Genomic DNA, 23,077 nt, shown 5'->3' with positions numbered 1-23,077 from the left:
GGCCGGTAGCGGCGGCCTCGCGGTGCGGCGGTGCCGGAAGTCGGTGTGAATCGTTGGTCGAATGGCTGGCCGAGAGCCGGGCCACTGCCTACCATCGATCACCGCAAGACCTTGTGCACCGTCGCACAATCTCCTCGGGAGGCCAACTTGCACCGCCGTCGTCGCACCGCGCTCGTCCTCTCCGCCGCGATCGCCGCGGCGGCTCCCCTTCTGACCGCCTGCGGGAGCGACGCGCATCCCGGCGCCGCGGCCGTCGTGGGCAGCGAGCGGATCACGGTCGCGCAACTGGAGAACCGGGTGAACGACGTGCGCACCGCCCAGCGCGCCGCGAGCGGGGACGACGCCCAGTACCAGCGCCTCGTCGCCCAGACCGGCACCCTCACCCGCAACACGCTGAACGGCATGGTCCTGGAGAAGGTCCTCGACCGGGCCCTTCAGGACGCCGGCGTGACGGTCACCCGCAAGGAGGTCCAGAAGTACCGTTCGGACCTGGAGCGCCAGGCGGGCGGCTCCCAGGCGCTGGAGGCTGCCTGGCTCCAGCAGTACAGCGTCGCCCCCGAGCACCTGGAGGAGAGCCTCCGCAGCGACGTCGAGGTCCAGAAGCTCGCCACCGCGCTCGGCGCCGACATGAACAGCCCCGAGGGCGGCACCGTCTTCTGGAAGGCCATGGCCGCCGCGTCCGACGAACTCGGCGTCGACCTCAACCCGCGCTACGGCTCCTGGGGCGTCGCCCAGGACGGCCGGCTCGGCCTGGCGGACATCAAGACGCCGTGGGTCAGGGAGGTCACGAAGGCGGCCCAGCAGCCGGCCTGAGCCGGGCCCGGCGAGGGCCCGGCCCACCGGCCGTCACCACACCGCGGCCCGCGGCCTCCCGCCCGTCGGTGTCCCGCTCGTCGGGGTGCCATTCGTCGGGGTGCCTGCCGTCGGGGTGCCGCGCCCGCCCGTGCCTGTGGACAACTTCGGGGGGTGTCGGTGGCGTGGGTTACGTTCGTGGGGTGAACGCACACCGCTCCGACGACGCCCCCGCCACCACGGCCCCCGGCCCCGGCCGGGTCGTCCTGCTCACCACCAGCCACCGCGTCGCACCCGGTCTGCTCTCCTGGCCCGCCTGGCAGGCCCTGCGCGACGCCGACCGCGTCCTCTGCGCCGACGAGGCCCACCCGCAGCTGCCCTATCTGCGCGAGGCCGGCATCACGGTCGAGCAGGCCGCCCCGACCGCCGAGGACCTGGTCGACGCCTGCGCCGGGGACCGCACCGTGGTCGTCGTGGCGACCGCCGAGGGGGAACCCCGCCTCACCGACGGCCTCGCCCGCCTCGCCGGCTCCGGCCGCCCGAGCATGCCGTCACTGGAGCTCCTCCCCGCCTCCTACGACCTCCCCGGCGCCCGCCTCCTCGACCTGATCCAGGTCATGGACCGTATCCGCGAGGAATGCCCCTGGTCCTCCCGCCAGACCCACCAGGGCCTCGCCAAGTACGGCATCGAGGAGGCCTACGAACTGGTGGAGGCGATCGAGGACGGCGACCGGGACGAACTCCGCGAGGAACTGGGCGACGTCCTCCTCCAGGTCGTCTTCCACTCCCGGATCGCCGAGGAGGACCCCGAGGCGCCCTTCTCCATCGACGACGTGGCCGCCACCATCGTCACCAAGCTCATCCACCGCCACCCCCATGTCTTCGGCGACGCCACCGCCACCACCCCGGAGGAGGTCAAGGAGCACTGGCTGCGCACCAAGGCCGTCGAGAAGCGGCGTGAGTCGGTGACCGACGGCATACCCCTCGGCCAGCCCGGCCTGGCGCTCGCCTCGAAGCTCGCCTCCCGCGTCCGCACGGCGGGCCTGGACGTCCCGCTCCCCGCGGGCGACGGCATCGGGTACGACCTGCTGGCCATGGCCGCACGGGCCGAGGCCGAGGGCGTCGACCCGGAGGCGGCGCTCCGGGCGGCCGCCCGCTCGTACCGTGACGCCGTAAGGGCCGCCGAAGGGCTGAACGCTTAGTACCGTTGTCCACACGGGTGGTCGCGGCGCATGGGGGCTTGAGTGGGTCGGGAGTCGGACGACGAGACCGGGGGCGAGCGGTCGGTGCGGGCCACCGGCAGCAACTCCATCGCCGCCGGGGGCGACATCGGCAACGCCTTCACCGGCACCGTCAGCAACGGCTTCGTCATCCAGGGCCGCCACATCGGCCACGCCCCGTACGGGCCCTCGGCCGACGAGCACCGCGCCGCGGCCCCCGGGGACCGCGCCGCCGCCGAGCACGACCGCCACGGCAGCGCGCTCGACCCGGCCGCGTGGCGGCCGGTCGGCGAGGTGCAGCCCCTGGAGTTCGGCGTCGGCCCGACCCGGCACATACCGGGCCAGGCCGACGTGCCGCCGTACGTGCCGCGCGACTGCGACGATGACCTGCGCGCCAAACTCGCCCACAGCGGGCTGGTGCTGGTCCTCGGCGAGCGGTTCGTGGGCAAGTCGTACACCGCCTGGCACGGGGTGCGCTCGCTGGAGGGGTACCGGCTGTACGCCCCCGACCCGGGGGAGGACCTGCGGGAGGTGCTCGCCGCGCTGAAGGGCGAGCCCGGCAAGTACGTCGTCTGGCTGGACGAGTTGACCGACCACCTCGGCGAGGACGGCCTGGACCGGCGGCTGTTGGGGCGGCTCGCCGGCCTCGGCGCGGTCCTGCTCGGCACCATGCGCTCCGAGGAGTACTACCAGCGCCGGATGAAGAGCGACCCCATCGGCTTCGCCCTGGCCAAGGCCCGCACGGTCGAGGTGCCGCGGGAGTGGAGCGACGCCGAGCTGGACCGCCTCAAGGACCTCGACGACCCGCGTGCGTACCCGGCGTACATGTGGAGCGGCAAGGAGGGCGCCGCGTCCTACTTCGCGATCGGGCACACCATGTACGACGAGTGGCGGCGGCCGGGGACCAAGGTGGAGCACCCGCGCGGACAGCTGCTGGTCCGGGCCGCCGTCGACCTGGCGCGCTGCGGAGTGAAGGACGCCGTACCGACGGATCTGCTCCGCCAGGTGCAGGAGCAGTACGGCACGGAGGAGCGCGAGTCCTTCGAGGACGCCCTCGCCTGGGCCACCACCCGCATGTTCGGGGTCTCGGGCCTGCTCGTGGCCGGTGAGGAGTACCGCACCTGGCGGGCGTACGGGGCGCTGGTCGCGGAGGCGGAGGCCCTGCGTGCGGAGGATCTGCGCGCGGAGGACCTGGAGCCGGTGCCGGACACGGTGTGGTGGCTGCTGCTGGACGCGGCGGAGAGCGGCGTGCGGATCGACCGCGAGGCCGTGCTCGACGCCGCCCGCGCGGCGCTGCGCCCGCGGATCGAGGCCGGCGACACGGACCTGATGGTCGCGCTCGCCGCGCGGGTGGACGGCGAGGAACGCGAGGGCCTGATCCGCAGGGCCGCCGAGGCCGGGCACCGGGAGGCCGCCGAGGAGTGGGCGGCGCACCTGGTGGACGCCGGGGACGAGGTGGCCGCGATCCGGTACCTGGAGATCGCCGCGCGGGGCGGAAGCGTCCAGGCGGCGCGCGAGGCGGGGCGGTTGCACCGCGAACGGGCGGAGGCGCTGCTGCGGACCGCGGCCGAGGCGGGGGACGGGGCGGCGGCGCACGAGCTGGGCGATCTGCTGCTGGGGTCCGGACAGGCCGACGCGTTGCGCTGGCTGGTCAGGGCGGTCCAGGCCGGCCACGAGGAGGCGTCCACGAGCCTGGGGCGGGCCCTGTACTACCGGAGGAGCAGCGACGCGGAGGACTGGCTCCGCCGCGCTGCCGCGCGTGGCGACGCCCACGCCGTGCACGTGCTCGCCGCGTACCTGCACAGCCTCGGTGACCACGACGAGGAGGCGGAGCGGCTCTTCCGCGAGGCCAAGGAGGCGGGCCACCCTGCCGCGTCCCGCCATCTCGGCGCCCTTCTCCTCCGCAGGGGCCACACCCCCTCCGACGAGGTGAGGGACCTGCTCCACGAGGACGCCGCACAGGGCAGCGGTGACGCCGCCTACTGGCTGTCGCTTTACCACCGCCGGCGCAGGGACACCGAGGGAGCCGACAAGTGGCTCCACAAGGCCGCCGAACTGGACCAGTACCACGCCCTGCGCGACCTGGGCCTGCTGCCCGTACCCCCCGCCGACCGGCCCGATACCGTCGACGAGTGACCAACGAGCCCCACCCGCCCCACTCCCAGCCGCAGCCCCACTCCCAGCCGCAGCCGGCCCCCGCCTCGGCCCCCGATCGGGACCCGGCCCCGGCGCCCGACCTGTTCACCTGGGAGTTCGCCACCGACCCCTACCCCGCCTACGCGTGGCTGCGCGAGCACGCCCCCGTGCACCGTACGAAGCTGCCCAGCGGTGTGGAGGCGTGGCTGGTCACCCGGTACGCCGACGCCAAGCAGGCCCTCGCCGACCAGCGCCTGTCCAAGAACCCGGCGCACCACGCCGAACCCGCGCACGCCAAGGGCAAGACCGGTATCCCCGGTGAGCGCAAGGCCGAGTTGATGACGCATCTGCTGAACATCGACCCGCCGGACCACACCCGGCTGCGCCGCCTCGTCTCCAAGGCGTTCACGCCGCGCCGGGTCGCCGAGTTCGCCCCCAGGGTCCAGGAGCTGACGGACGATTTCATCGACCGGTTCGCGCAGAAGGGAGAAGCCGACCTCATCCACGAGTTCGCCTTCCCGTTGCCCATCCACGCGATCTGCGACCTGCTCGGCGTCCCCCGTGAGGACCAGGACGACTTCCGGGACTGGGCGGGCATGATGATCCGGCACGGCGGCGGACCGCGCGGCGGGGTCGCGAGGTCGGTGAAGAAGATGCGCGGCTACCTCGCGGACCTCATCCACCGCAAGCGGGAGGCGCTGCCCGCCGAACCGACCCCCGGCGAGGACCTCATCTCCGGTCTGATCCGCGCCTCGGACCACGGTGAGCACCTCACCGAGAACGAGGCCGCCGCCATGGCGTTCATCCTCCTGTTCGCGGGGTTCGAGACCACCGTCAACCTCATCGGCAACGGCACCTACGCCCTCCTCACCCACCCCGAACAGCGCGCCCGCCTCCAGACCTCCCTCGCCGCGGGCGAGACCGCCCTGCTGGAGACCGGCGTCGAGGAACTCCTGCGCTACGACGGTCCCGTGGAGCTGGCCACCTGGCGGTTCGCCACGCAGCCGCTCACCGTCGGCGGACAGGACATCGCGCCCGGAGACCCGGTGCTGGTCGTCCTCGCCGCGGCCGACCGCGACCCGGCCCGTTTCGCCGACCCCGACACCCTCGACCTGTCCCGCCGCGACAACCAGCACCTGGGCTACGGCCACGGCATCCACTACTGCCTGGGCGCGCCCCTCGCCCGACTGGAGGGGCAGACCGCGCTCGCGACGCTCCTCACCCGCCTGCCCGACCTGCGGCTCGCGGCGGACCCCGCCGACCTGCGCTGGCGCGGCGGGCTCATCATGCGCGGACTGCGCACCCTGCCCGTCGAGTTCACACCGCGTCAGGGCTGATCAACGGCCCGTACCCCTATCAGGAACAGCGGCAGAAGGTGACACACCCTCAAGTTCGTGATCTTCACGTGATCTCCGCTGCATTAACTTGTGACACCTGATCGTCTACGGATACGTTCACACGTCAGTGCGAGAGGTCGTCACATCCTCCGCACAGGTCTCTGCTGTCGTGTGAAAGGCAACCGCATGCTCTCCGGGAACGGTCGTCACCGTCGCCCCCGTCAGGCTCCGGCGCTCCTGGTCGCGGCCGGAGTGACCGGCTCCGCCATCGCCATCCCGTTCCTCGGCGCCGCAGGCGCCAGCGCGGCCAGTGGAACCACCTGGGACCAGGTGGCGGAGTGCGAGAGCGGCGGCTCCTGGAGCGCGGACACCGGGAACGGGCGCTACGGCGGCCTCCAGATCTCCCAGGCCGACTGGGAGAACCACGGTGGCCTCGCCTACGCGACCAGCCCCGACCAGGCCAGCCGTTCGCAGCAAATCGCGGTCGCCGAGAGAATCCTCGACGACCAGGGAGTCGGCGCCTGGTCGACCTGCGGACTCCTGCACAACCTCGACGGCGACTCGGCCCCGGCCGACGTGAACACCGGCGTGGCGGGCGATTCATCCAGTTCGGGTGATGTGACCGACTCCTCCGTTTCATCCGGCAACTCGACCAAGTCCAGCGGCTCGTCCATTTCCTCCGACTCGGGCGATTCGTCCGGTTCTTCGGACTCGTCCTCCCGTGTCGCCGAGGGCTCCAACCGGGCCGACGCGGGCACGGGCGGCTCCTCCGCGTCCTCGGACTCCGACCGCGCCGGCGGTTCGCGGGAGTCCGGCGGCTCGGCCGATGCCGATACCCAGGGCGACGGCTCGGACAGCTCCGCGTCGGACGACACCGCTTCCAGCAGTGGCGATGCCGACGCCGGCACCGGTCGCCACCGTGGCGCCAGCGCCGAGGAGGGCGTCCACACCGACGCGGCAGACTCCCGCGACGACGCCTCCAGCGGCCGTCACGCCTCCCGTGGCGGCGACGGCTCCCGTGAGGCCGTCGACGGCTCGTACACGGTCCGCCCCGGCGACAGTCTGACGGCCATCGCCGACTCCCTTGAGGTGGGCGGCGGGTGGCGGGAGCTGTACGCCGAGAACGAGGGCACGGTCGGAACCGACCCGGACCTCATCCTTCCCGGTCAGACCCTGGAAGTCGATGCCGAAACGGGCGAAAAGTAGCGGCAGTTCGGGTCATGGTTCGACCCTGAATGCCCGTTTTGATCTCGGTGGGAGATGAATCACAGACCCCCTGATCGTCTTTGAAATTCGGCGATTCACGTGTTTACGGTCGTGACCGCTCGCCACAGCGGGCCCCTGCGGTCGTCACGCCGAATCCTGCCGACGGCCGCTCGGAACAGTCGTCGCGTCAAGCGCCGTAGGCAGGAGCGGGGGACCCAAGGTTTGCGCCGGGTCCGGCGGTTGACGCCCTTCGGGGCCACACCGCCGGTACCGGCTCGGGGTGAAGCCGCGTCACGTGAGCCGGAAGGCGAGCGGACGCGGCCGGGCAACTCAACCGGCCCGAACCCGACAGCTCACCTCGTAGGCGTCGGTGAGGGGATCACTCCATGCTGTTTTCCAGCAAGGCCAAGCACCGCCGTCCGTCCGCTTTCCACCGGTCTGCCCGTGCCATCGCCGTCGCCGGTGTCACCGGTGCCGCCGCGATAGCCGCCCCGCTCGTGGCCGCCGGCAGCGCCTCCGCCGCCACCGAGTCCGAGTGGGACGCCGTCGCCCAGTGCGAGTCCGGCGGCAACTGGTCCATCAACACCGGCAACGGCTACTACGGCGGTCTGCAGTTCTCCGCCTCCACCTGGGCCGCGTACGGCGGCACGCAGTACGCCTCCACCGCCGACCAGGCCAGCAAGGCCCAGCAGATCGCCGTCGCCGAGAAGGTCCTCGCGGGCCAGGGCAAGGGTGCCTGGCCGGTCTGCGGCACGGGCCTGTCCAGCGCCTCGTACGACGGTGCCGCCGCCTCCTCCGGCGACTCCGGCTCGGACTCCTCGTCCTCGTCCTCGTCCTCGTCGTCCTCCTCTTCCTCCTCCGCGCCCTCCTCCGCGCCGCAGGACACCCAGGAGACCCGCGCCTCGCGTTCCTCCGAGCGCGCCACCGTCGAGACCCCGACCGGCAAGAAGGTCAAGAAGGGCGACGGCGAGTACAAGGTCGTCAAGGGCGACACCCTCAGCGGCATCGCCGCGAAGAAGAACGTCGAGGGTGGCTGGGAGAAGCTCTTCGAGCTGAACAAGGACATCATCGAGGACGCCGACTTCATCTACCCCGGCCAGCAGCTCCACCTGAGCTGACGGCCTGACCCCGACGGTCCGCCGCGGCCGGATCCCGGTCCGCCGCGGCCGGGGCGGCACCGTGGTTCGGCCAGGTCGGGACCGTGGTTCGGCCGGGCCGAAAAAAGGCCGCTCCCCGGCTGAACCAGGGTCCCCTCGCAGCCGTGGGCTCCTGAGTGAAGACCTCGTGAGGCCGTCCCCCCGACCCCACGGGCTCCCCGCCCCGGTGCGCATTCCCCCGTACGCACCGGGGCGGGGTTTTTCCGTCTCCGGGCCCGCCGCGCCCCCTCCGTCCACTCCCTCTGTTCACTTTCCCGCCCACCCCCCTTTGTTCCGGGCTGGAACAATGGGTACGGTCTGTCTGTCCACGGGACGGTCGGTCGGCTGCCGACGGCCCCGGGGCGGTTAGGCTCTAGTCGCATGGCCCCCGCGGCCCCGCACCAACGCGTCACATCCCAAGAAGGAGATGCTCGTGCCGTCCATCGACGTCGTCGTAGCCCGGGAAATCCTGGACTCCCGAGGCAACCCCACGGTCGAGGTCGAGGTCGGCCTCGACGACGGCAGCACCGGTCGTGCCGCCGTCCCGTCCGGCGCCTCCACGGGCGCCTTCGAGGCCATCGAGCTCCGTGACGGCGACCCCAACCGCTACCTCGGCAAGGGCGTCGAGAAGGCCGTCCTCGCCGTGATCGAGCAGATCGGCCCGGAGCTGGTCGGCTACGACGCCACCGAGCAGCGCCTGATCGACCAGGCCATGTTCGACCTGGACGCCACCGACAACAAGGGCTCCCTCGGCGCCAACGCCATCCTCGGCGTCTCCCTCGCCGTCGCCCACGCCGCCTCCGAGGCCAGCGACCTGCCGCTGTTCCGCTACCTGGGCGGCCCGAACGCGCACCTGCTGCCCGTTCCGATGATGAACATCCTGAACGGCGGCTCGCACGCCGACACCAACGTGGACATCCAGGAGTTCATGATCGCCCCGATCGGCGCGGAGTCCTTCTCCGAGGCCCTGCGCTGGGGCGCCGAGGTCTACCACACCCTCAAGAAGGTCCTGAAGCGCAAGGGCCTGAACACCGGCCTCGGCGACGAGGGCGGCTTCGCCCCGAACCTGGACTCCAACCGCGCGGCCCTCGACCTCATCCTCGAGGCCGTCAAGGAGGCCGGCTACACCCCCGGCGAGCAGATCGCCCTGGCCCTCGACGTCGCCGCCTCCGAGTTCTACAAGGACGGCGTGTACGTCTTCGAGGGCAAGGAGCGCACCGCCGCCGAGATGACGGACTACTACGCGGAGCTGGTCGACGCGTACCCGCTCGTCTCCATCGAGGACCCGCTGTTCGAGGACGACTGGGACGGCTGGAAGACCATCACCGAGCGCCTCGGCGACAAGGTGCAGCTCGTCGGCGACGACCTGTTCGTCACCAACCCCGAGCGCCTCGCCCGCGGCATCGAGGAGGGCGCGGCCAACGCGCTGCTGGTCAAGGTCAACCAGATCGGCTCGCTCACCGAGACCCTGGACGCCGTCGAGCTGGCCCAGCGCAACGGCTTCAAGTGCATGATGTCCCACCGCTCCGGCGAGACCGAGGACGTCACCATCGCCGACCTCGCCGTCGCCGTGAACTGCGGTCAGATCAAGACCGGCGCCCCGGCCCGCTCGGACCGCGTCGCCAAGTACAACCAGCTGCTGCGCATCGAGGAGATCCTCGACGACGCCGCGGTGTACGCCGGCCGCAGCGCCTTCCCGCGCTTCAAGGGCTGACCGGTCCCGGCCTGCCCGGCCTTCCCGCCGTCCGCTTCGCGGACCACGGGCACAGCAAGGGCTGACCGGTCCCGGCCTGCCCGGCCGGCTGCCCCCCGTAGGGCGGCAGTAGGAAGCGTCGCACGTACGTCCCCGTACGCGGTCCCGTACCGTGTGCGGGGACGTACGCACGTAGGGCCCGTAGGAAGGGGAAGTGGGGCATGCCCGTGAAGGACCGGGACCGTTTCTCCACCGCGACCCGGCTGAAGCTGCTCGGCGAGCAGACGGCGGCCCGGGTCTACCGCTCCCAGACCCGGCGCCAGGCCCGCCGCTCCCGGCTCACCGGCCGGGCCGCGCTGCTCGCCCTCGTCCTCTGCTCGATGATCGTGGCCCTCGCCTATCCCATAAGGCAGTACGTCTCCCAGCGCGCCGAGATCGCCGACATGCGGCGGGAGCGCCAGGAGGCGCGCGAGCGCGTCGAGGAGCTGCGCGACCTCAAGGCGCGCTGGCAGGACGACGCGTACGCCGAGCAGCGCATCCGGGAGCGGCTGCACTACGTCATGCCCGGCGAGACCGGCTACATCATGATCGACCCGGACGCGGCGAAGCAGTCCCGCACGACGCAGGGGGCGGCCCACCTCCCCTGGTACACCAACGTCTGGGACGGGGTCGACAAGGCCGACGCCGCCGCCCAGTAACCGACCAGAGCTCCAGAGGACTTACGTACAGGTATGGACACGCCCCCGCCCTCCACTGCGCGCACCGAGCCCACCGACGCGGACGTCGAGGCCTTCCAGCAGCAGCTCGGGCGCCCGCCGCGCGGACTGCGCGCGATCGCGCACCGCTGCCCGTGCGGGCAGCCGGACGTCGTCGAGACGGCGCCGCGCCTGCCGGACGGGACGCCGTTCCCGACGACGTACTACCTGACGTGCCCGCGGGCCGCCTCCGCGATCGGCACGCTGGAGGCGAACGGCGTGATGAAGGAGATGACGGAGCGGCTGGCGACCGACCCCGAACTGGCCGCCGCCTACCGGGCCGCGCACGACGACTACATCGCCCGCCGCGACGAGATCGAGGTCCTGGAGGGCTTTCCGAGCGCGGGCGGCATGCCGGACCGGGTGAAGTGCCTGCACGTCCTCGTGGCGCACTCGCTGGCCGCCGGGCCCGGGGTGAACCCGCTCGGCGACGAGGCGCTCGCGATGCTGCCGGAGTGGTGGGCGAAGGGGCCGTGCGTGATTCCCGCGACGCCGCCGACGCGTGAGGGCGCGGCGGTGGACGCCGGCGAGTCCGGCTACTCCGCGTTCAGGCCCGTCGCCCCGGAGGAGGACGCCCAGTGACCCGTGTCGCTGCCATCGACTGCGGTACCAACTCCATCCGGCTGCTGGTCGCCGACGCCGACCCCGCGACGGGTGAACTCGTCGACCTGGAGCGCCGGATGACGATCGTCCGGCTCGGCCAGGGCGTCGACCGCACGGGCCGGCTGGCGCCCGAGGCGCTGCAGCGGACGTTCGCCGCGTGCCGGGAGTACGCGGCCGTCATCAAGGAACTGGGCGCCGAGCGGCTGCGGTTCGTCGCGACGTCCGCCTCGCGGGACGCGGAGAACCGGGACGAATTCGTCCGGGGCGTCCTGGACATCCTCGGCGTGGAGCCCGAGGTGATCTCCGGTGACCAGGAGGCCGAGTTCTCCTTCACCGGCGCCACCAGGGAGCTGCTCGGCCGGGACGACCTGACCAAGCCGTTCCTGGTGGTGGACATCGGCGGCGGCTCCACGGAGTTCGTCGTCGGCGACGACCACGTGCGCGCCGCGCGCTCCGTGGACATCGGCTGTGTGCGGATGACGGAGCGCCACCTCGTCCGCGACGGCGCCGTCGTCGATCCCCCCGCCCCCGAGCAGATCGCGGCCGTGCGCGCCGACATCGAGGCCGCCCTGGACCTCGCGGAGCGCACCGTGCCGCTGGGGGAGGCCCACACGCTGGTGGGGCTGGCCGGGTCCGTCACGACGCTGTCCGCGATCGCCCAGGACCTCCCCGCGTACGACTCGGCGGCCATCCACCACTCCCGGATCCCCTACGAGCGGGTCCGGGAGATCACCGAGGGGCTGTTGCGCTCCACGCACGCCGAGCGGGCCGCGATCCCCTCGATGCATCCCGGCCGGGTGGACGTGATCGGGGCGGGCGCGCTCGTCCTGCTCGCGATCATGGAGCGGATCGGGGCCGCGGAGGTCGTGGTGAGCGAGCACGACATCCTGGACGGCATCGGCTGGTCCCTGGCCTGACCGCCTACAGGTTGCGGTAGACGTCCCGGCGGTCGCCCACCTTGACGACGAGAACGACGAGTTCACCATCGTTGACCTGGTAGGCGACCCGGTAGCTTCCGACCCGGAGCCGGTAGAGCCCGGACGGGCCGGTGAGCTTCTTGACGTCGACGTCCTGGCGATACGGGTCCTCACCGAGTGCGGTCAGCGCGGCCAGGATGCGCATGGCGTCGGGCCGGGTGACGGACCGGAGCTGCCGCTGCGCCGCCGCGGTGAACCGGAATGCGTACTTCACGCCGTTTCGCCGTCGTGCTCGGTGAACAGATCCGCGAGCAGTTCCGCCATCGTCACGGTGGGACCGCCCTCGGCCAGGACCGCTTCGGCTTCGCGCGCCAACATCACGTCTGCCGCTTCCTCCAGCGCCTCGAAGTCCGCGATCGGAACCACGGCCGCGACCGGAGCGCCGTTGCGCGTGATGACGGTCGGAACGCCTTCCTCGGCCCGGTTGATGTGGTCGGCGAGGTGCGCGCGGGCTTCCCGTACGGTCACGGTGTTCTCAGTCACGAGATCAGTGTACGCGTGAGCGTGTACACCTGGCTCGGTTCGGGAGTAGTGCCCGTGCGCGATCCTCGGCGGAATCGCCTGGTCCGTCGCGTATTCGCGCGGCCGGTTCCCGGGTGTCCCTCCCGGGGTGCCGGGGTGCCGGGGTGCTCGTGAGGGCCTCTTTACTACCCGTCGGTAGCCTCTGTTGAGCTGTTCGGATAACGTATGAGCGCCTTCGAGGGGTGTTCGGACTCCCCTCGTTGACGCCTCGCCGGAAAACTTCGTGAAGTTCTTCACAAGAGAATCGGCCCTGTTGGGCGACGTTTTGAGGCTGTGCAGAGCCTCCGGGGCCCCCGAGAGGTCGGGAGGGTGTCCCGGAAGGGCTTCCGGAGGGTGCTCGTGCGGGTGGGGAGTGGGGTCCCATCGGGGTGTCCGCGAAGGGTCCGCGGAGCCGGAAGGGCAGTTCACGCGGCATTGACAACGGTCGGTCGTGCGGTGGGGTTCCCTCGTCGGGTGATGATCTGGATCTCGAGGGCCGCGCAGTGTAGCAGAGGGCCTGGGGAAGCTTGTGAAGGGGCGCACGAGCACCCCCCGGATGGCGGGTACATACTCGATGGCATGAGCACCACGGAGCGTCCCAGGATCCTCGTAGTAGGCGGTGGGTACGTAGGCCTGTACGCAGCTCGGCGCATTCTCAAGAAGATGCGCTACGGAGAGGCGACCGTCACGGTCGTCGACCCCCGGTCGTACATGACCTACCAGCCCTTCCTCCCCGAAGCCGCCGCCGGCAGCATCTCCCCGCGGCATGTCGTCGTCCCGCTGCGACGCGTGCTTCCCAAGGCGGAGGTCCTCACCGGCCGGGTCACCACCATCGACCAGGACCGCAAGGTCGCCACCGTCGCGCCGCTGGTCGGCGAGGCGTACGAGCTGCCCTTCGACTACCTGGTCGTCGCGCTCGGCGCCGTCTCCCGCACCTTCCCGATCCCCGGCCTCGCCGAGCAGGGCATCGGCATGAAGGGCATCGAGGAGGCCATCGGCCTGCGCAACCACGTGCTGGAGCAGCTCGACAAGGCCGACTCCACGACCGACGAGGACGTCCGGCGCAAGGCGCTCACCTTCGTCTTCGTGGGCGGTGGCTTCGCCGGCGCGGAGACCATCGGCGAGGTCGAGGACATGGCCCGCGACGCCGCCAAGTACTACAAGAGCGTGTCCCGCGAGGACATGCGGTTCGTGCTCGTCGACGCCGCGGACAAGATCCTCCCCGAGGTCGGCCCGAAGCTCGGCGCGTACGGCAAGGAGCACCTGGAGGGCCGTGGGGTCGAGGTCTACCTCAACACCTCCATGGAGTCCTGCGTCGACGGCCACGTCGTGCTGAAGAACGGCCTGGAGGTCGACTCCAACACGATCGTCTGGACCGCCGGCGTCAAGCCCAACCCGGTCCTCTCCCGCTACGGTCTGCCGCTCGGCCCCCGCGGCCACGTCGACACCGCCCCGACCCTCCAGGTCCAGGGCACCGACTACATCTGGGCCGCCGGCGACAACGCGCAGGTCCCGGACGTCGCCGCCCGCAAGGCCGGCGTCGAGAACGCCTGGTGCCCGCCGAACGCGCAGCACGCGCTGCGTCAGGCGAAGGTCCTCGGCGACAACGTGGTCTCCGGCATGCGGGGCTTCCCGCAGAAGGAGTACGCGCACTCCAACAAGGGCGCGGTGGCGGGTCTCGGCCTGCACAAGGGCGTCGCGATGATCGTCATGGGCAAGATGAAGATCAAGCTCAAGGGTCGTCTCGCCTGGTACATGCACCGTGGCTACCACGGTCTGGCCATGCCGACCTGGAACCGCAAGATCCGCGTCTTCGCGGACTGGACGCTCGCGATGTTCCTCAAGCGCGAGGTCGTCTCGCTCGGCGCCATCGAGTCTCCCCGCGAGGAGTTCTACGAGGCGGCCAAGCCGGCGCCGGTCCCCGCGGCTGCGGCCGCCGCCAAGACCGAGGAGAAGGCCAAGGCCTCCTGACCTTCGTCGGTCACCTCTTCGTTCGGCCCGAAGGACCTTCCGCCATCCGTGGTGCGGGGGGTCCTTCGGCGTTTCCGGGCGGTCTGGGGGGCCTGGTGGCTCGGGGGTGCGCGTTCGCCGGCGGGTGCCGGTGCGTCGTGGTTTCTCGCGCGGTTCCCCGCGCCCCCGAGAAGCGCCGGGGCTGCGCCCCGTGCTACTCGATGAAGACCGGGCCGCGGGGCCATGCCTTCAGGGGCGCGGGGCGGTCGCTCATACGGCTCCGCCGCGTGGGCGCGAGCGGCCCCCGCTCACCCGCAGCCGAAACACACCCCCTACCGGGACTACGGCGAGGCCCCGCCCGTGTTTACCGTGGCGTTGGACATTCCGGGATCTGCTGTCACGGAGGTGTGCGCCATGCAGGACGCCGCGTCGCGGCTGAGGACCCTGTTCGAGCAGGTGCTCGGGAGCCCGCTCCCGGTCCGGCTTCGGGCGTGGGACGGTTCGGAGGCCGGCCCCCCTCAGGCCCCCGCGCTGGTGGTACGGAACCGCAGGGCCCTGCGCCGGCTGCTGTGGAAGCCGGGTGAACTGGGCCTGGCCCGCGGCTGGGTCGCCGGTGACCTGGGCGTCGAGGGGGACCTGTACGCCGTGCTGGACCTGATGGCCGGGCATGTGTGGGAGCGGGACGACGACGCCCCGGGCATCGTCGACGCCCTGCGTGACCCTCAGGCCCGCGCGGCCGTCCGTGGGCTGCTGAAACTGGCCGGACCCGCCGTGCTGGTGCCGCCCGAGCCGCCCCGCGAGGAGGTGCGCAGAACCCGCCACCTGCACACCAGACGCACCGACAAACGGGCCGTCAGCCACCACTACGACGTCGGCAACGACTTCTACGAACTCGTCCTCGGCCCGTCCATGGTGTACTCCTGCGCCTCCTGGGAGACCGGCGACGGCACCACCACCCTCGAAGCCGCCCAGCGCGCCAAGCTCGACCTCGTCTGCCGCAAGCTCGCCCTCGCACGGGGGCAGCGCCTCCTCGACGTCGGCTGCGGCTGGGGCTCCATGGCCGTGCACGCCGCCCGTGAGTACGGCGTCCACGTCGTCGGCGTCACCCTCTCCCAGGAACAGGCCGCGTACGCCCGCAAACGCGTCGCGGACGAAGGGCTGACCGACCGGATCGAGATCCGCGTCCAGGACTACCGGGACGTCACCGACGGGCCCTACGACGCCATCTCCTCCATCGGCATGGCCGAACACGTCGGAGCCGACAAGTACCTGGAGTACGCGCAGGACCTGTACGCCCTGCTCCGGCCCGGCGGACGGCTCCTGAACCACCAGATCTCACGGCGGCCCCGGTCCGACGAGAGCACGTACTCCATCGACGGGTTCATCGACGCCTACGTCTTCCCCGACGGTGAACTCGCCCCCATCGGCACCACCGTGACCCAGCTCGAACGCGCCGGGTTCGAGGTCCGCGACGTGGAGTCCCTGCGCGAGCACTACGGCCTCACGCTGCGCGCCTGGGTCGCGAACCTCGAAGCGCACTGGTCCCGGGCCGTCACCCTCGCCGGACCCGGCCGGGCCCGCGTGTGGCGCCTGTACATGGCCGCCTCCGCCCTCGGCTTCGAACGCAACCGACTCGGCGTCAACCAGGTCCTCGCCGTGCGGACACCGGAAGGGGGCGACTCGGGGCTGCCGCTCAGGACCCGCACCTGGAGCGGCTGACCGCCCGGACGCCCGAGGGGCCCGTTCCTCGCGGGAACGGGCCCCTCGGGCCGTCGTGACGTGGCGGCGCCCCTACTCCGCCTTGATCGCGGCCAGCATGTTCAGCTTCGCCGCGCGCCGGGCCGGCCACATCGCGGCCAGGACGCCGACCGTTCCGGCCAGCAGCAGGAAGACTCCCATCCGGGCCCACGGCAGGACCAGTTCGTACGTCGGCATCCGGGAGGCGACCAGTTCACCGGCCGCCCAGCCGAAGAAGACACCGAGACCGATGCCGAGGACACCGCCGAACAGGGAGATGACGAGGGACTCCAGGCGCACCATCCGCTTGATGTTGCGGCGGTCGAGGCCGATCGCGCGGAGCATCCCGATCTCCTGGGACCGCTCGAAGACCGACATGGCGAGCGTGTTGATGACCCCGAGCACCGCGACGATCACGGCCATCGCCAGCAGGCCGTACAGCAGGTTCAGCATCAGCGTGAACATCTGCGCGATGTCCGCGGACAGGTCGTCGCCGTCCTGGATCTTGATCGCGGGGTTGTCGCCGAGGGCCTTCGCCAGCCGGTCCTTGGCGGCGTCCGAGGCACCGGACGACGTCTTCACCATCACCATCATGTCGGCCGGGAGGGTGTCGGCGGGCAGCCGCCGCTCCAGCGTCCCGTTGTCCATGAGGATGCCGCGGATCAGCTCGTTGGCCTCGTAGACCCCGGCCACGGTCAGCTTCTGCCGCTCGCCGCCCTCGAAGCCGGCCGTGAACGACGTCCCGGCCTTCCAGCCGTTCCGCCGCGCGGTCTCCGTGTCCACCACGACCTCGGGGCCGCCGACCCGGAACGCCCCCTCGTCGACCGCGAACTTCGTCAGCTCGCCGATGGCGCCGCCGTTGACCCCGGTGACGTACTCCGTCTGCCCCTCGATGCGGGACGCGGCGTTGCGCAGCGGCGAGACCGCCGTGACGCCCTCGGTGCCGGCGAGCTTCTTCTCCACGTCGGGGGAGAGGTAGTTGCCGTTGGCCATCGAGACGACGTAGTCCGCCGTGATGGAGTCGGCGGCCATCTTGCCGATGGCGGTCTGCAGGCTGCCCGCCATCACCGTCATGCCCGTGATCAGGGTCAGACCGATCATCAGGGCCGAGGCGGTGGCGGCGGTGCGGCGCGGGTTGCGCACCGAGTTCTGCCGGGCGAGCTTGCCGGAGACCCCGAAGACGCGCAGCACCGGGGCGGCGGCCGCGATCAGCGGGCGGGACAGCAGCGGCGTCAGCACGAACACCCCGATGATCAGCAGCACCGCGCCGATCCCCATCGGGACCTGGCCGTCGGAGCCCTCCAGGGTCGTGGCGTACAGGACGGTCGCGATGCCCGCGCCGGAGAACAGCGCGCCGATCGTGTTCCGCACGACGAGGGACCGGGTCGTGGCCTGCGCGTGCACGCTGCTCATCGCCGCCACCGGCGGGATCTTCGCCGCGCGGCGCCCCGGCAGCCAGGCCGCCAGCATGGTGATCAGGACGCCGACCAGCAGGGCCGTGGCGACCGTGCCGGGGGAGACCACCAGCGGGCCGTCGGGCACCGTGTCGCCGAGCGTGCCGATCAGCGACCGCATCCCGGCGCCGATGCCGACACCGACGGCCAGACCGGCGACCGCGGCGACCGTGCCCACCACGAACGCCTCGATCAGCACCGAACGGGTCACCTGGCGGCGGGAGGCGCCCACCGCCCGCAGCAGGGCCAGCTCCTTGGTGCGCTGGGCGACCAGCATCGTGAAGGTGTTGGCGATGATGAACGTGCCCACGAACAGGGCGATGCCGGCGAAGACCAGCAGGCCGTTCTTCAGGCCGCTCATGGACGCGGCGATCTGTGTGGCCTGCCGGTCGGCGAGCTGCTCACCGGTGACCGTGGTGGCGACGTCCTCGGGGACCACCGCGTCGACGGCCGACCGGAGCCGGTCCTGGCCGGTGCCGGGGGCCGCGGTCACGGTGATCTCGTCGTACTCGCCCTCGCTGTGGAAGAGCTTCTGTGCGGTCTCCGTGTCGAAGAGGGTGAGGCTGCCGCCGGCGGCCACGTTGCCGTCGTCCGTCGTGAAGATCCCGCTGACCTTCGGCGTGAGGACCGGGCCGTCGACGGACAGCCGGACGGTGTCGCCGACCCCGTACCCGGCGCGCTCGGCGGTCTTCGCGTCGATGGCGATCTCGTCCGGGCCGCGGGGCGCACGGCCCTTGGTGATCGGGTACCGGGGGTCGTCCTCGCCCCAGTAGTTGCCGCCCTGGGTCTGGAAGCCGCCGCCGACGAGCTTGCCGTCCTGGTCGGCGAGGGCGGTGAAGCCGGTGACGACCCCGGTCGCGGACTTCGCGCCGGGCACCCGCTCGACCTTCGCCAGCAGCGCGGGCGTCAGCTTCGGCTGCTCGGCGATGCGGTCGCCCTCGTCCGGGCGGTACGTCTGCTGGATCGCGACGTCCACCTGGTCGAAGCCCTTCGCGGAACTCTTCTGGTAGGCCTCCGAGATCGTGTTCGTGAAGACCAGCGTCCCCGACACGAAGGCGACGCCCAGCATCACGGCGAGCACGGTCATCAGGAGTCTGGCCTTGTGCGCGAGCACGTTGCGCAGGGCGGTACGGAACATGAAAGGGGTCCCTGTTCGGGGTCGGGTGGTGAGGTGGACGGGGCGGCGGGCGCTGCGGCCGACCGGGGCGGGCGAACGCCGCCGCTTGAGGACCTGGTGCCGCGACGGGGCGAACGTTGCCCGTCGCGGCACTAGCTGGTGCGGCCCTTGGCGTCGAACCGCTTCATGCGGTCCAGGACGGAGTCCGCCGTCGGCTCGTACAGCTCGTCGACGATCCGTCCGTCGGCGAGAAAGACGACGCGGTCCGCGTACGCCGCGGCCACCGGGTCGTGCGTCACCATGACCACCGTCTGCCCCAGTTCCCGTACGGAGTTGCGCAGGAAGCCCAGCACCTCGGCGCCGGAGCGGGAGTCGAGGTTCCCGGTGGGTTCGTCGCCGAAGATGATGTCCGGCCGGGAGGCGAGGGCCCGCGCGACCGCGACGCGCTGCTGCTGGCCGCCGGAGAGCTGGGAGGGCCGGTGGCTCAGCCGGTCGGCGAGACCGATCATCCCGATCACGGTGTCCAGCCACTGCTTGTCCGGCTTGCGGCCCGCGATGTCCATCGGGAGGGTGATGTTCTCCAGCGCGGTCAGCGTCGGCAGCAGGTTGAACGCCTGGAAGATGAAGCCGATCTTGTCGCGGCGGAGCTTGGTGAGCTGCTTGTCCTTCAGGGAGCCCAGCTCGGTGTCGCCGATGCGCACGGAACCGGAGGAGAAGCTGTCCAGGCCCGCCACGCAGTGCATCAGCGTGGACTTGCCGGAACCAGAGGGACCCATGATCGCGGTGAACTGGGCCTGACGGAAGTCGACGGTCACCCGGTCCAGGGCGACGACCCGGGTCTCGCCCTGCCCGTAGACCTTCGACAGGTCCGTGGCGCGGGCGGCCACGGCGGTGGCCCGGTCGGCGAGGGGAGTGGTGGTCACGGGTGGGAACTCCTGTCGGGGCGACGGCGTTTGGACGGTTCGAGGGAGGTGCGCCGGGGGCGGGCCGGGTCCGGCGTTCCAGCGCTGTCTCCATCGTGCCGACGCGGGGCCGCCGTGTAGTCAGCCGCTGTTCCGGTTCCGGGGGCAGACTTCCGGCGGACACAGGGGCGTCCCGTCATACCTGGGTATGACCGAGGCCCCCGAGGCGGGGAGGACGGCGGCCCTCTGGACAGGGACGACGGCGGAGCCCGCAGCGGTCAGCAGGACGGGTCCCGGGGTGGGTGCGGACGGCAGACCGGAGGGGCCGGGGAGCGGCGGTATTCGGACGGTTTGGCCTACACGAGTCAGCCGTCACCGTGCGGGTCATCCGGCGGTCGCTCGTTCGGGCGGTGAAATTCCGTCATTCCGCATACGCCGGGTCGCACCGTCCGAAAGGCTATTGGCAAGTGCGGATGGCGTGTTCCACGGGCTGATGCACCCTCAGACGTCAATAAAATAAGACAACATCGGTCCGCTGTTCCGCTGTTCGGGGGAAGCGTCCCGATAGGCTCGGAACCGCAGCGCGGAGCCCATGGCCTGCCCGGATGGTGGAATGCAGACACGGCGAGCTTAAACCTCGCTGCCCCTCGCGGGCGTACCGGTTCAAGTCCGGTTCCGGGCACCTTCCCTCACAGGGCGTGAGTGCGTGGCAACCCGTTGTCGACCGCAACGGCGCGCTGCTGGTGTGCTGTGAAGGCTGTAGCGGCCCCCGGAACGGTGCGTTCCGGGGGCCGCGCCGCATATCGGCCGGACACGGGCCGGCGGCCCGCCCCGCAGCCGGTGTCAGTCGGGCGGGGAGACCGCCGGGGCCCGGCCGGCCAGGGTGCGGACCAGGGACGTCCAGAACGCCGGGGTGTACTCCGTGATCACCGGCCGGGGTGTGCCCTTGGGCCAGCTGAAGGCGATGCCCGGATTGTGCAGGCCGGTGCCGTCGGGGAGGAAGAAGTGCGGGCTGCCCCGCACCTCCGGCGCCCGCGCCTCCTCCCACTGGTCGAAGACGGCCGCACGGCAGGTGCCGCCGCGCAGCGCCCCGTCGAGGTACGCGGTGTCCACCAGCGGGCAGCCGTCGGCGACCGCGAGGATCTCGGAGTGGACGCTGACACAGCGGGACTCGGCGTAGAAGGCGTGCCGCAGGGCCGCGTCGAGCTGGTCGGAGGCGGCCAGGCCCGCCTCCCGGGTGCCGGGCTGGGTCTTGGCCGCCTGCACCGCCTCCAGGGCGGGCAGCATCGTCACCGGATAGCCGGACTCCGGGCCCCGCCAGTCCGTCCACCCGAGGGCGGGCTCCCGCTCCGCCACGGCGGCGATCTCCGGGTCGAGGATCCACTTGGGCGTGGGCCGGGAGTTGAACAGCTCCAGGGGGAACGCCCGGTGGTCGACGGCGAGCGCGACGCCCTCCTCGGCGGCCGCCCGCCGCAGGTGGAACAGCCCCAGCGAGGCCCAGGGGCAGCCGATGTCGGAGTACACGGTCACGATGTTCATCACGGGCGTTCCGTCCTCAGCGGGCCGCGGCCAGGGCGGGGCTGGCCGCCTCCGGGCGGGTGAAGGTGCGGTTGTGGTAGACGAGCGGCTCCTGGTCGCCGACGTACACGGCCTCGACCCGGCCCACGAGGATGCTGTGGTCGCCGCCGTCGAGCACCGCGTGCGCGGCGCAGGCCAGCCGGGCCGTGGCACCGGGCAGACCGGGCAGGTCCAGCTCGCAGGGGACCATGTCGCCGGTGGTGAACTTGTCGTGGCCGGAGCGGGCGAAGTGTCTTGCGATACCGGCCTGTTCGGCGGACAGAATGTTGACCATGAAGTGCTCGGCGGCCACGAACGTGTCGTGCGAGCCGGCCGACTTGGCGGGGCAGACCAGCACCAGCGGCGGGTCCAGGGAGAGCGAGCTGAACGCGCTCGCGGTGAATCCCCAGCGCCGGCCGCTGCCGTCCGTGGTGGTCACGATCGTGACGGGGCTCGGCACTTGGGCCATGGCGCGGGTGAAATCCGATGGAGTGACGGCGGACATCGGTCCTCCAGGGGCCGGGAAGCGGATGAGGGCGGTGGGGAGGGGCCCGCGGCCCCTCCCCCTGCGGTCCGTGCGGATCAGGCGCTGGTCTCGCGCTGCGCGGAGAACCCGCCGGGCACCGCCGGTTCGGCGTCGAGCCAGATACCGGACGGGGTGCCGAAGCGCGGCTGCTCCGGGTCCCGGCCGTCCCAGATGGTCTCGCCGCGGCGGACGGTGAGGTCCGGGCGGCCGGTGAAGGTCCAGCCCTCGTAGGCCGACCAGCCCACCTTGGCGTAGGTGTGCTTCGCGGACATGATCCAGGTGACGTCCGGGTCGAACAGCGTGAAGTCGGCGTCGAGGCCGACCGCGATCCGGCCCTTGCGGCCACCCAGCCCGAACAGGTCGGCCGGTCCCTCGGCGGTGAGCCGGGCGACGTGCCGCACGGCCTCGTCGGTGGACATGCCGGGGTAGCGGCGCCGCATCCCCGTGTACAGGGCGATGATCAGCTCCTGCACACCGGGCAGCCCGGGCGGGGCGTCCGCGACGGCCAGCAGCTTCTCCTCGACGGTGTGCGGGGCGTGGTCGCTGCCGAGGCTGGCGACGCTGCCCTCCATCACCGCGTCCCACAGCCGCCCCTTGTCCTTCTCGCAGCGGATCGCGGGACGCAACCGGATCCGGGCGCCGAGGCGTTGCGTGTCGGGCGCGGAGAACGACAGGTGGTGTGCGGTCACCTCGTAGGTGACCGGCAGGCCCGCCCTCGCGGCGGCCTGCAGCAGGTCCGACTCCTCGGAGGAGGAGACGTGCAGGATGTGCGCGGCGGTGCCGTGCTTGCGGACCAGCTCGATGACGCGCGACGAGGCGACGATGCCGCCCGTGCGCGGGTGCGCCGACTCGTAGGCGTCGTAGCCGGTCGGCGGGGGCTGGGTCTCGTCCAGCAGCGAGAAGACGCTGTCGTCCTCCGCGTGCAGGACCAGCCGGATACCGCGCTCGGCGGCGATCTGGAAGATCCGGTCTAGGACCACCGGGTCGCGGATGATGTTGGGCGCGGTGTGGTGACCGGTCATGAAGACCTTCACCGAGGTCGCCTGGCGGGGCTGGAGGCGGTGGAGGTTCTCCACGCTGTCGACGGTGACGCCCATGTGGAAGCGGAAGTCGACCAGGGAGTCGCCGGAGACGGTGGACGCCTTCTCCGCGGCCAGCTCCGGCTCGATCAGCGGCGGCTGGGTGTTGGGCATGTCGATGACGGTGGTGACACCGCCGGCGGCCGCCGCCCGGCTGCCGTGCGCCCAGTCCTCCTTGTGCGTGAGGCCCGGCGTACGGAAGTGGACGTGCGGGTCGATGCCGCCGGGCAGCAGATAGCGGCCGCCGGCGTCGATGGTCTCCTTGGCGGGCGGCCGTTCGCCGTCCGCGAGGATCGCCGATATTCGCTCACCGGAGACGGCGAGGCCTCCGGACCTGACCCCGTCTGGGGTGACTACGCGCGCGTTGGTGACGACGAGGTCGTAGGACTGCGTCACAGG

At 71.7% G+C, this 23,077-nt stretch carries 19 protein-coding genes, 1 tRNA gene and 1 riboswitch; of the genes, 13 read left to right on the top strand and 7 right to left on the bottom strand.

The features are described from left to right. Nucleotides 1–147 precede the first annotated feature (147 nt). From GSY65_RS15170 to GSY65_RS15125, 10 genes are all read left to right on the top strand, one after another. Nucleotides 148–813 (top strand): SurA N-terminal domain-containing protein, encoded by a 666-nt coding sequence (locus tag GSY65_RS15170; protein WP_159768512.1) that lies wholly within the window; start codon nucleotides 148–150, stop codon nucleotides 811–813. A gap of 182 nt (nucleotides 814–995) precedes the next feature. After that, the gene (locus tag GSY65_RS15165; RefSeq protein ID WP_159768509.1) at nucleotides 996–1,994 is read left to right on the top strand and encodes a nucleoside triphosphate pyrophosphohydrolase; all 999 of its coding nucleotides are present in this window, start codon (nucleotides 996–998) and stop codon (nucleotides 1,992–1,994) included. A gap of 42 nt (nucleotides 1,995–2,036) precedes the next feature. After that, nucleotides 2,037–4,148: a tetratricopeptide repeat protein gene (locus GSY65_RS15160; protein ID WP_159768506.1), complete on the top strand. Its 2,112-nt coding sequence runs from the start codon at nucleotides 2,037–2,039 to the stop codon at nucleotides 4,146–4,148. A 101-nt stretch (nucleotides 4,149–4,249) separates the two neighbouring features. After that, nucleotides 4,250–5,485, top strand: a complete 1,236-nt coding sequence (locus GSY65_RS15155; RefSeq protein WP_201452796.1) for a cytochrome P450 family protein — start codon at nucleotides 4,250–4,252, stop codon at nucleotides 5,483–5,485. Between the two features lie 186 nt (nucleotides 5,486–5,671). Next, the gene (locus GSY65_RS15150; RefSeq protein WP_159768500.1) at nucleotides 5,672–6,691 is read left to right on the top strand and encodes a LysM peptidoglycan-binding domain-containing protein; all 1,020 of its coding nucleotides are present in this window, start codon (nucleotides 5,672–5,674) and stop codon (nucleotides 6,689–6,691) included. 182 nt (nucleotides 6,692–6,873) lie between these two features. Beyond that, nucleotides 6,874–7,073, top strand: a riboswitch (cyclic di-AMP (ydaO/yuaA leader). 4 nt (nucleotides 7,074–7,077) lie between these two features. Continuing rightward, nucleotides 7,078–7,809 carry a LysM peptidoglycan-binding domain-containing protein gene (locus GSY65_RS15145; RefSeq protein ID WP_159768497.1) on the top strand — a complete coding sequence of 244 codons (732 nt, stop codon included), beginning with the start codon at nucleotides 7,078–7,080 and terminating at the stop codon, nucleotides 7,807–7,809. 451 nt (nucleotides 7,810–8,260) lie between these two features. Then, on the top strand, nucleotides 8,261–9,541 hold the full coding sequence (eno, locus tag GSY65_RS15140) for a phosphopyruvate hydratase (protein WP_159768494.1): 1,281 nt from the start codon (nucleotides 8,261–8,263) through the stop codon (nucleotides 9,539–9,541). A gap of 200 nt (nucleotides 9,542–9,741) precedes the next feature. Continuing rightward, a complete protein-coding gene (locus tag GSY65_RS15135; RefSeq protein ID WP_159768491.1) occupies nucleotides 9,742–10,218 on the top strand; it encodes an FtsB family cell division protein in 477 nt (158 codons plus the stop codon). Nucleotides 10,219–10,251: 33 nt separating this feature from the next. Continuing rightward, nucleotides 10,252–10,857, top strand: a complete 606-nt coding sequence (locus GSY65_RS15130) for a DUF501 domain-containing protein (protein ID WP_159768488.1) — start codon at nucleotides 10,252–10,254, stop codon at nucleotides 10,855–10,857. Beyond that, the gene (locus GSY65_RS15125) at nucleotides 10,854–11,795 is read left to right on the top strand and encodes a Ppx/GppA phosphatase family protein (RefSeq protein ID WP_159768485.1); all 942 of its coding nucleotides are present in this window, start codon (nucleotides 10,854–10,856) and stop codon (nucleotides 11,793–11,795) included. Before GSY65_RS15130 ends, GSY65_RS15125 begins: the two co-directional genes overlap by 4 nt. A gap of 4 nt (nucleotides 11,796–11,799) precedes the next feature. Here the strand turns inward: GSY65_RS15125 and GSY65_RS15120 are convergent, their stop codons facing one another. Next, nucleotides 11,800–12,069 carry a type II toxin-antitoxin system RelE family toxin gene (locus GSY65_RS15120; RefSeq protein ID WP_159768482.1) on the bottom strand — a complete coding sequence of 90 codons (270 nt, stop codon included), beginning with the start codon at nucleotides 12,067–12,069 and terminating at the stop codon, nucleotides 11,800–11,802. Beyond that, complete coding sequence (locus GSY65_RS15115) at nucleotides 12,066–12,338, bottom strand: type II toxin-antitoxin system Phd/YefM family antitoxin (RefSeq protein ID WP_159768479.1); 273 nt, start codon at nucleotides 12,336–12,338, stop codon at nucleotides 12,066–12,068. The genes GSY65_RS15120 and GSY65_RS15115 overlap by 4 nt, the downstream gene beginning before the upstream one ends. A gap of 597 nt (nucleotides 12,339–12,935) precedes the next feature. Between GSY65_RS15115 and GSY65_RS15110 the strand changes: the two genes are divergently transcribed. Together GSY65_RS15110 and GSY65_RS15105 are read left to right on the top strand one after the other, a co-directional pair. Then, nucleotides 12,936–14,327: an NAD(P)/FAD-dependent oxidoreductase gene (locus tag GSY65_RS15110; RefSeq protein WP_159768476.1), complete on the top strand. Its 1,392-nt coding sequence runs from the start codon at nucleotides 12,936–12,938 to the stop codon at nucleotides 14,325–14,327. A 393-nt stretch (nucleotides 14,328–14,720) separates the two neighbouring features. Continuing rightward, on the top strand, nucleotides 14,721–16,025 hold the full coding sequence (locus GSY65_RS15105; protein ID WP_159768473.1) for an SAM-dependent methyltransferase: 1,305 nt from the start codon (nucleotides 14,721–14,723) through the stop codon (nucleotides 16,023–16,025). Nucleotides 16,026–16,097: 72 nt separating this feature from the next. Here GSY65_RS15105 and GSY65_RS15100 read toward each other — a convergent pair whose 3' ends face one another. Both GSY65_RS15100 and GSY65_RS15095 read right to left on the bottom strand, forming a co-directional pair. After that, nucleotides 16,098–18,635 carry an ABC transporter permease gene (locus GSY65_RS15100; protein WP_159768470.1) on the bottom strand — a complete coding sequence of 846 codons (2,538 nt, stop codon included), beginning with the start codon at nucleotides 18,633–18,635 and terminating at the stop codon, nucleotides 16,098–16,100. Nucleotides 18,636–18,766: 131 nt separating this feature from the next. Continuing rightward, nucleotides 18,767–19,537 (bottom strand): ABC transporter ATP-binding protein, encoded by a 771-nt coding sequence (locus GSY65_RS15095; protein WP_159768467.1) that lies wholly within the window; start codon nucleotides 19,535–19,537, stop codon nucleotides 18,767–18,769. A 578-nt stretch (nucleotides 19,538–20,115) separates the two neighbouring features. On the opposite strand from GSY65_RS15095, the gene GSY65_RS15090 reads away from it, so the two are divergent. Further along, nucleotides 20,116–20,198, top strand: a tRNA-Leu gene (locus GSY65_RS15090). 161 nt (nucleotides 20,199–20,359) lie between these two features. Here the strand turns inward: GSY65_RS15090 and GSY65_RS15085 are convergent. From GSY65_RS15085 to GSY65_RS15075, 3 genes are all read right to left on the bottom strand, one after another. Beyond that, nucleotides 20,360–21,055, bottom strand: a complete 696-nt coding sequence (locus tag GSY65_RS15085) for a DsbA family oxidoreductase (protein ID WP_159768464.1) — start codon at nucleotides 21,053–21,055, stop codon at nucleotides 20,360–20,362. Nucleotides 21,056–21,071: 16 nt separating this feature from the next. Continuing rightward, the gene (locus tag GSY65_RS15080) at nucleotides 21,072–21,542 is read right to left on the bottom strand and encodes a flavin reductase family protein (protein ID WP_268978203.1); all 471 of its coding nucleotides are present in this window, start codon (nucleotides 21,540–21,542) and stop codon (nucleotides 21,072–21,074) included. Nucleotides 21,543–21,655: 113 nt separating this feature from the next. After that, nucleotides 21,656–23,074, bottom strand: a complete 1,419-nt coding sequence (locus tag GSY65_RS15075) for a dihydroorotase (RefSeq protein ID WP_159768458.1) — start codon at nucleotides 23,072–23,074, stop codon at nucleotides 21,656–21,658. Nucleotides 23,075–23,077 lie beyond the last annotated feature (3 nt).

Origin of the sequence: Streptomyces sp. HM190 (assembly GCF_009857135.1) — a bacterium.
GTDB lineage: Bacteria > Actinomycetota > Actinomycetes > Streptomycetales > Streptomycetaceae > Streptomyces > Streptomyces heilongjiangensis.
This window is presented reverse-complemented; position numbering and strand designations above follow the sequence as displayed.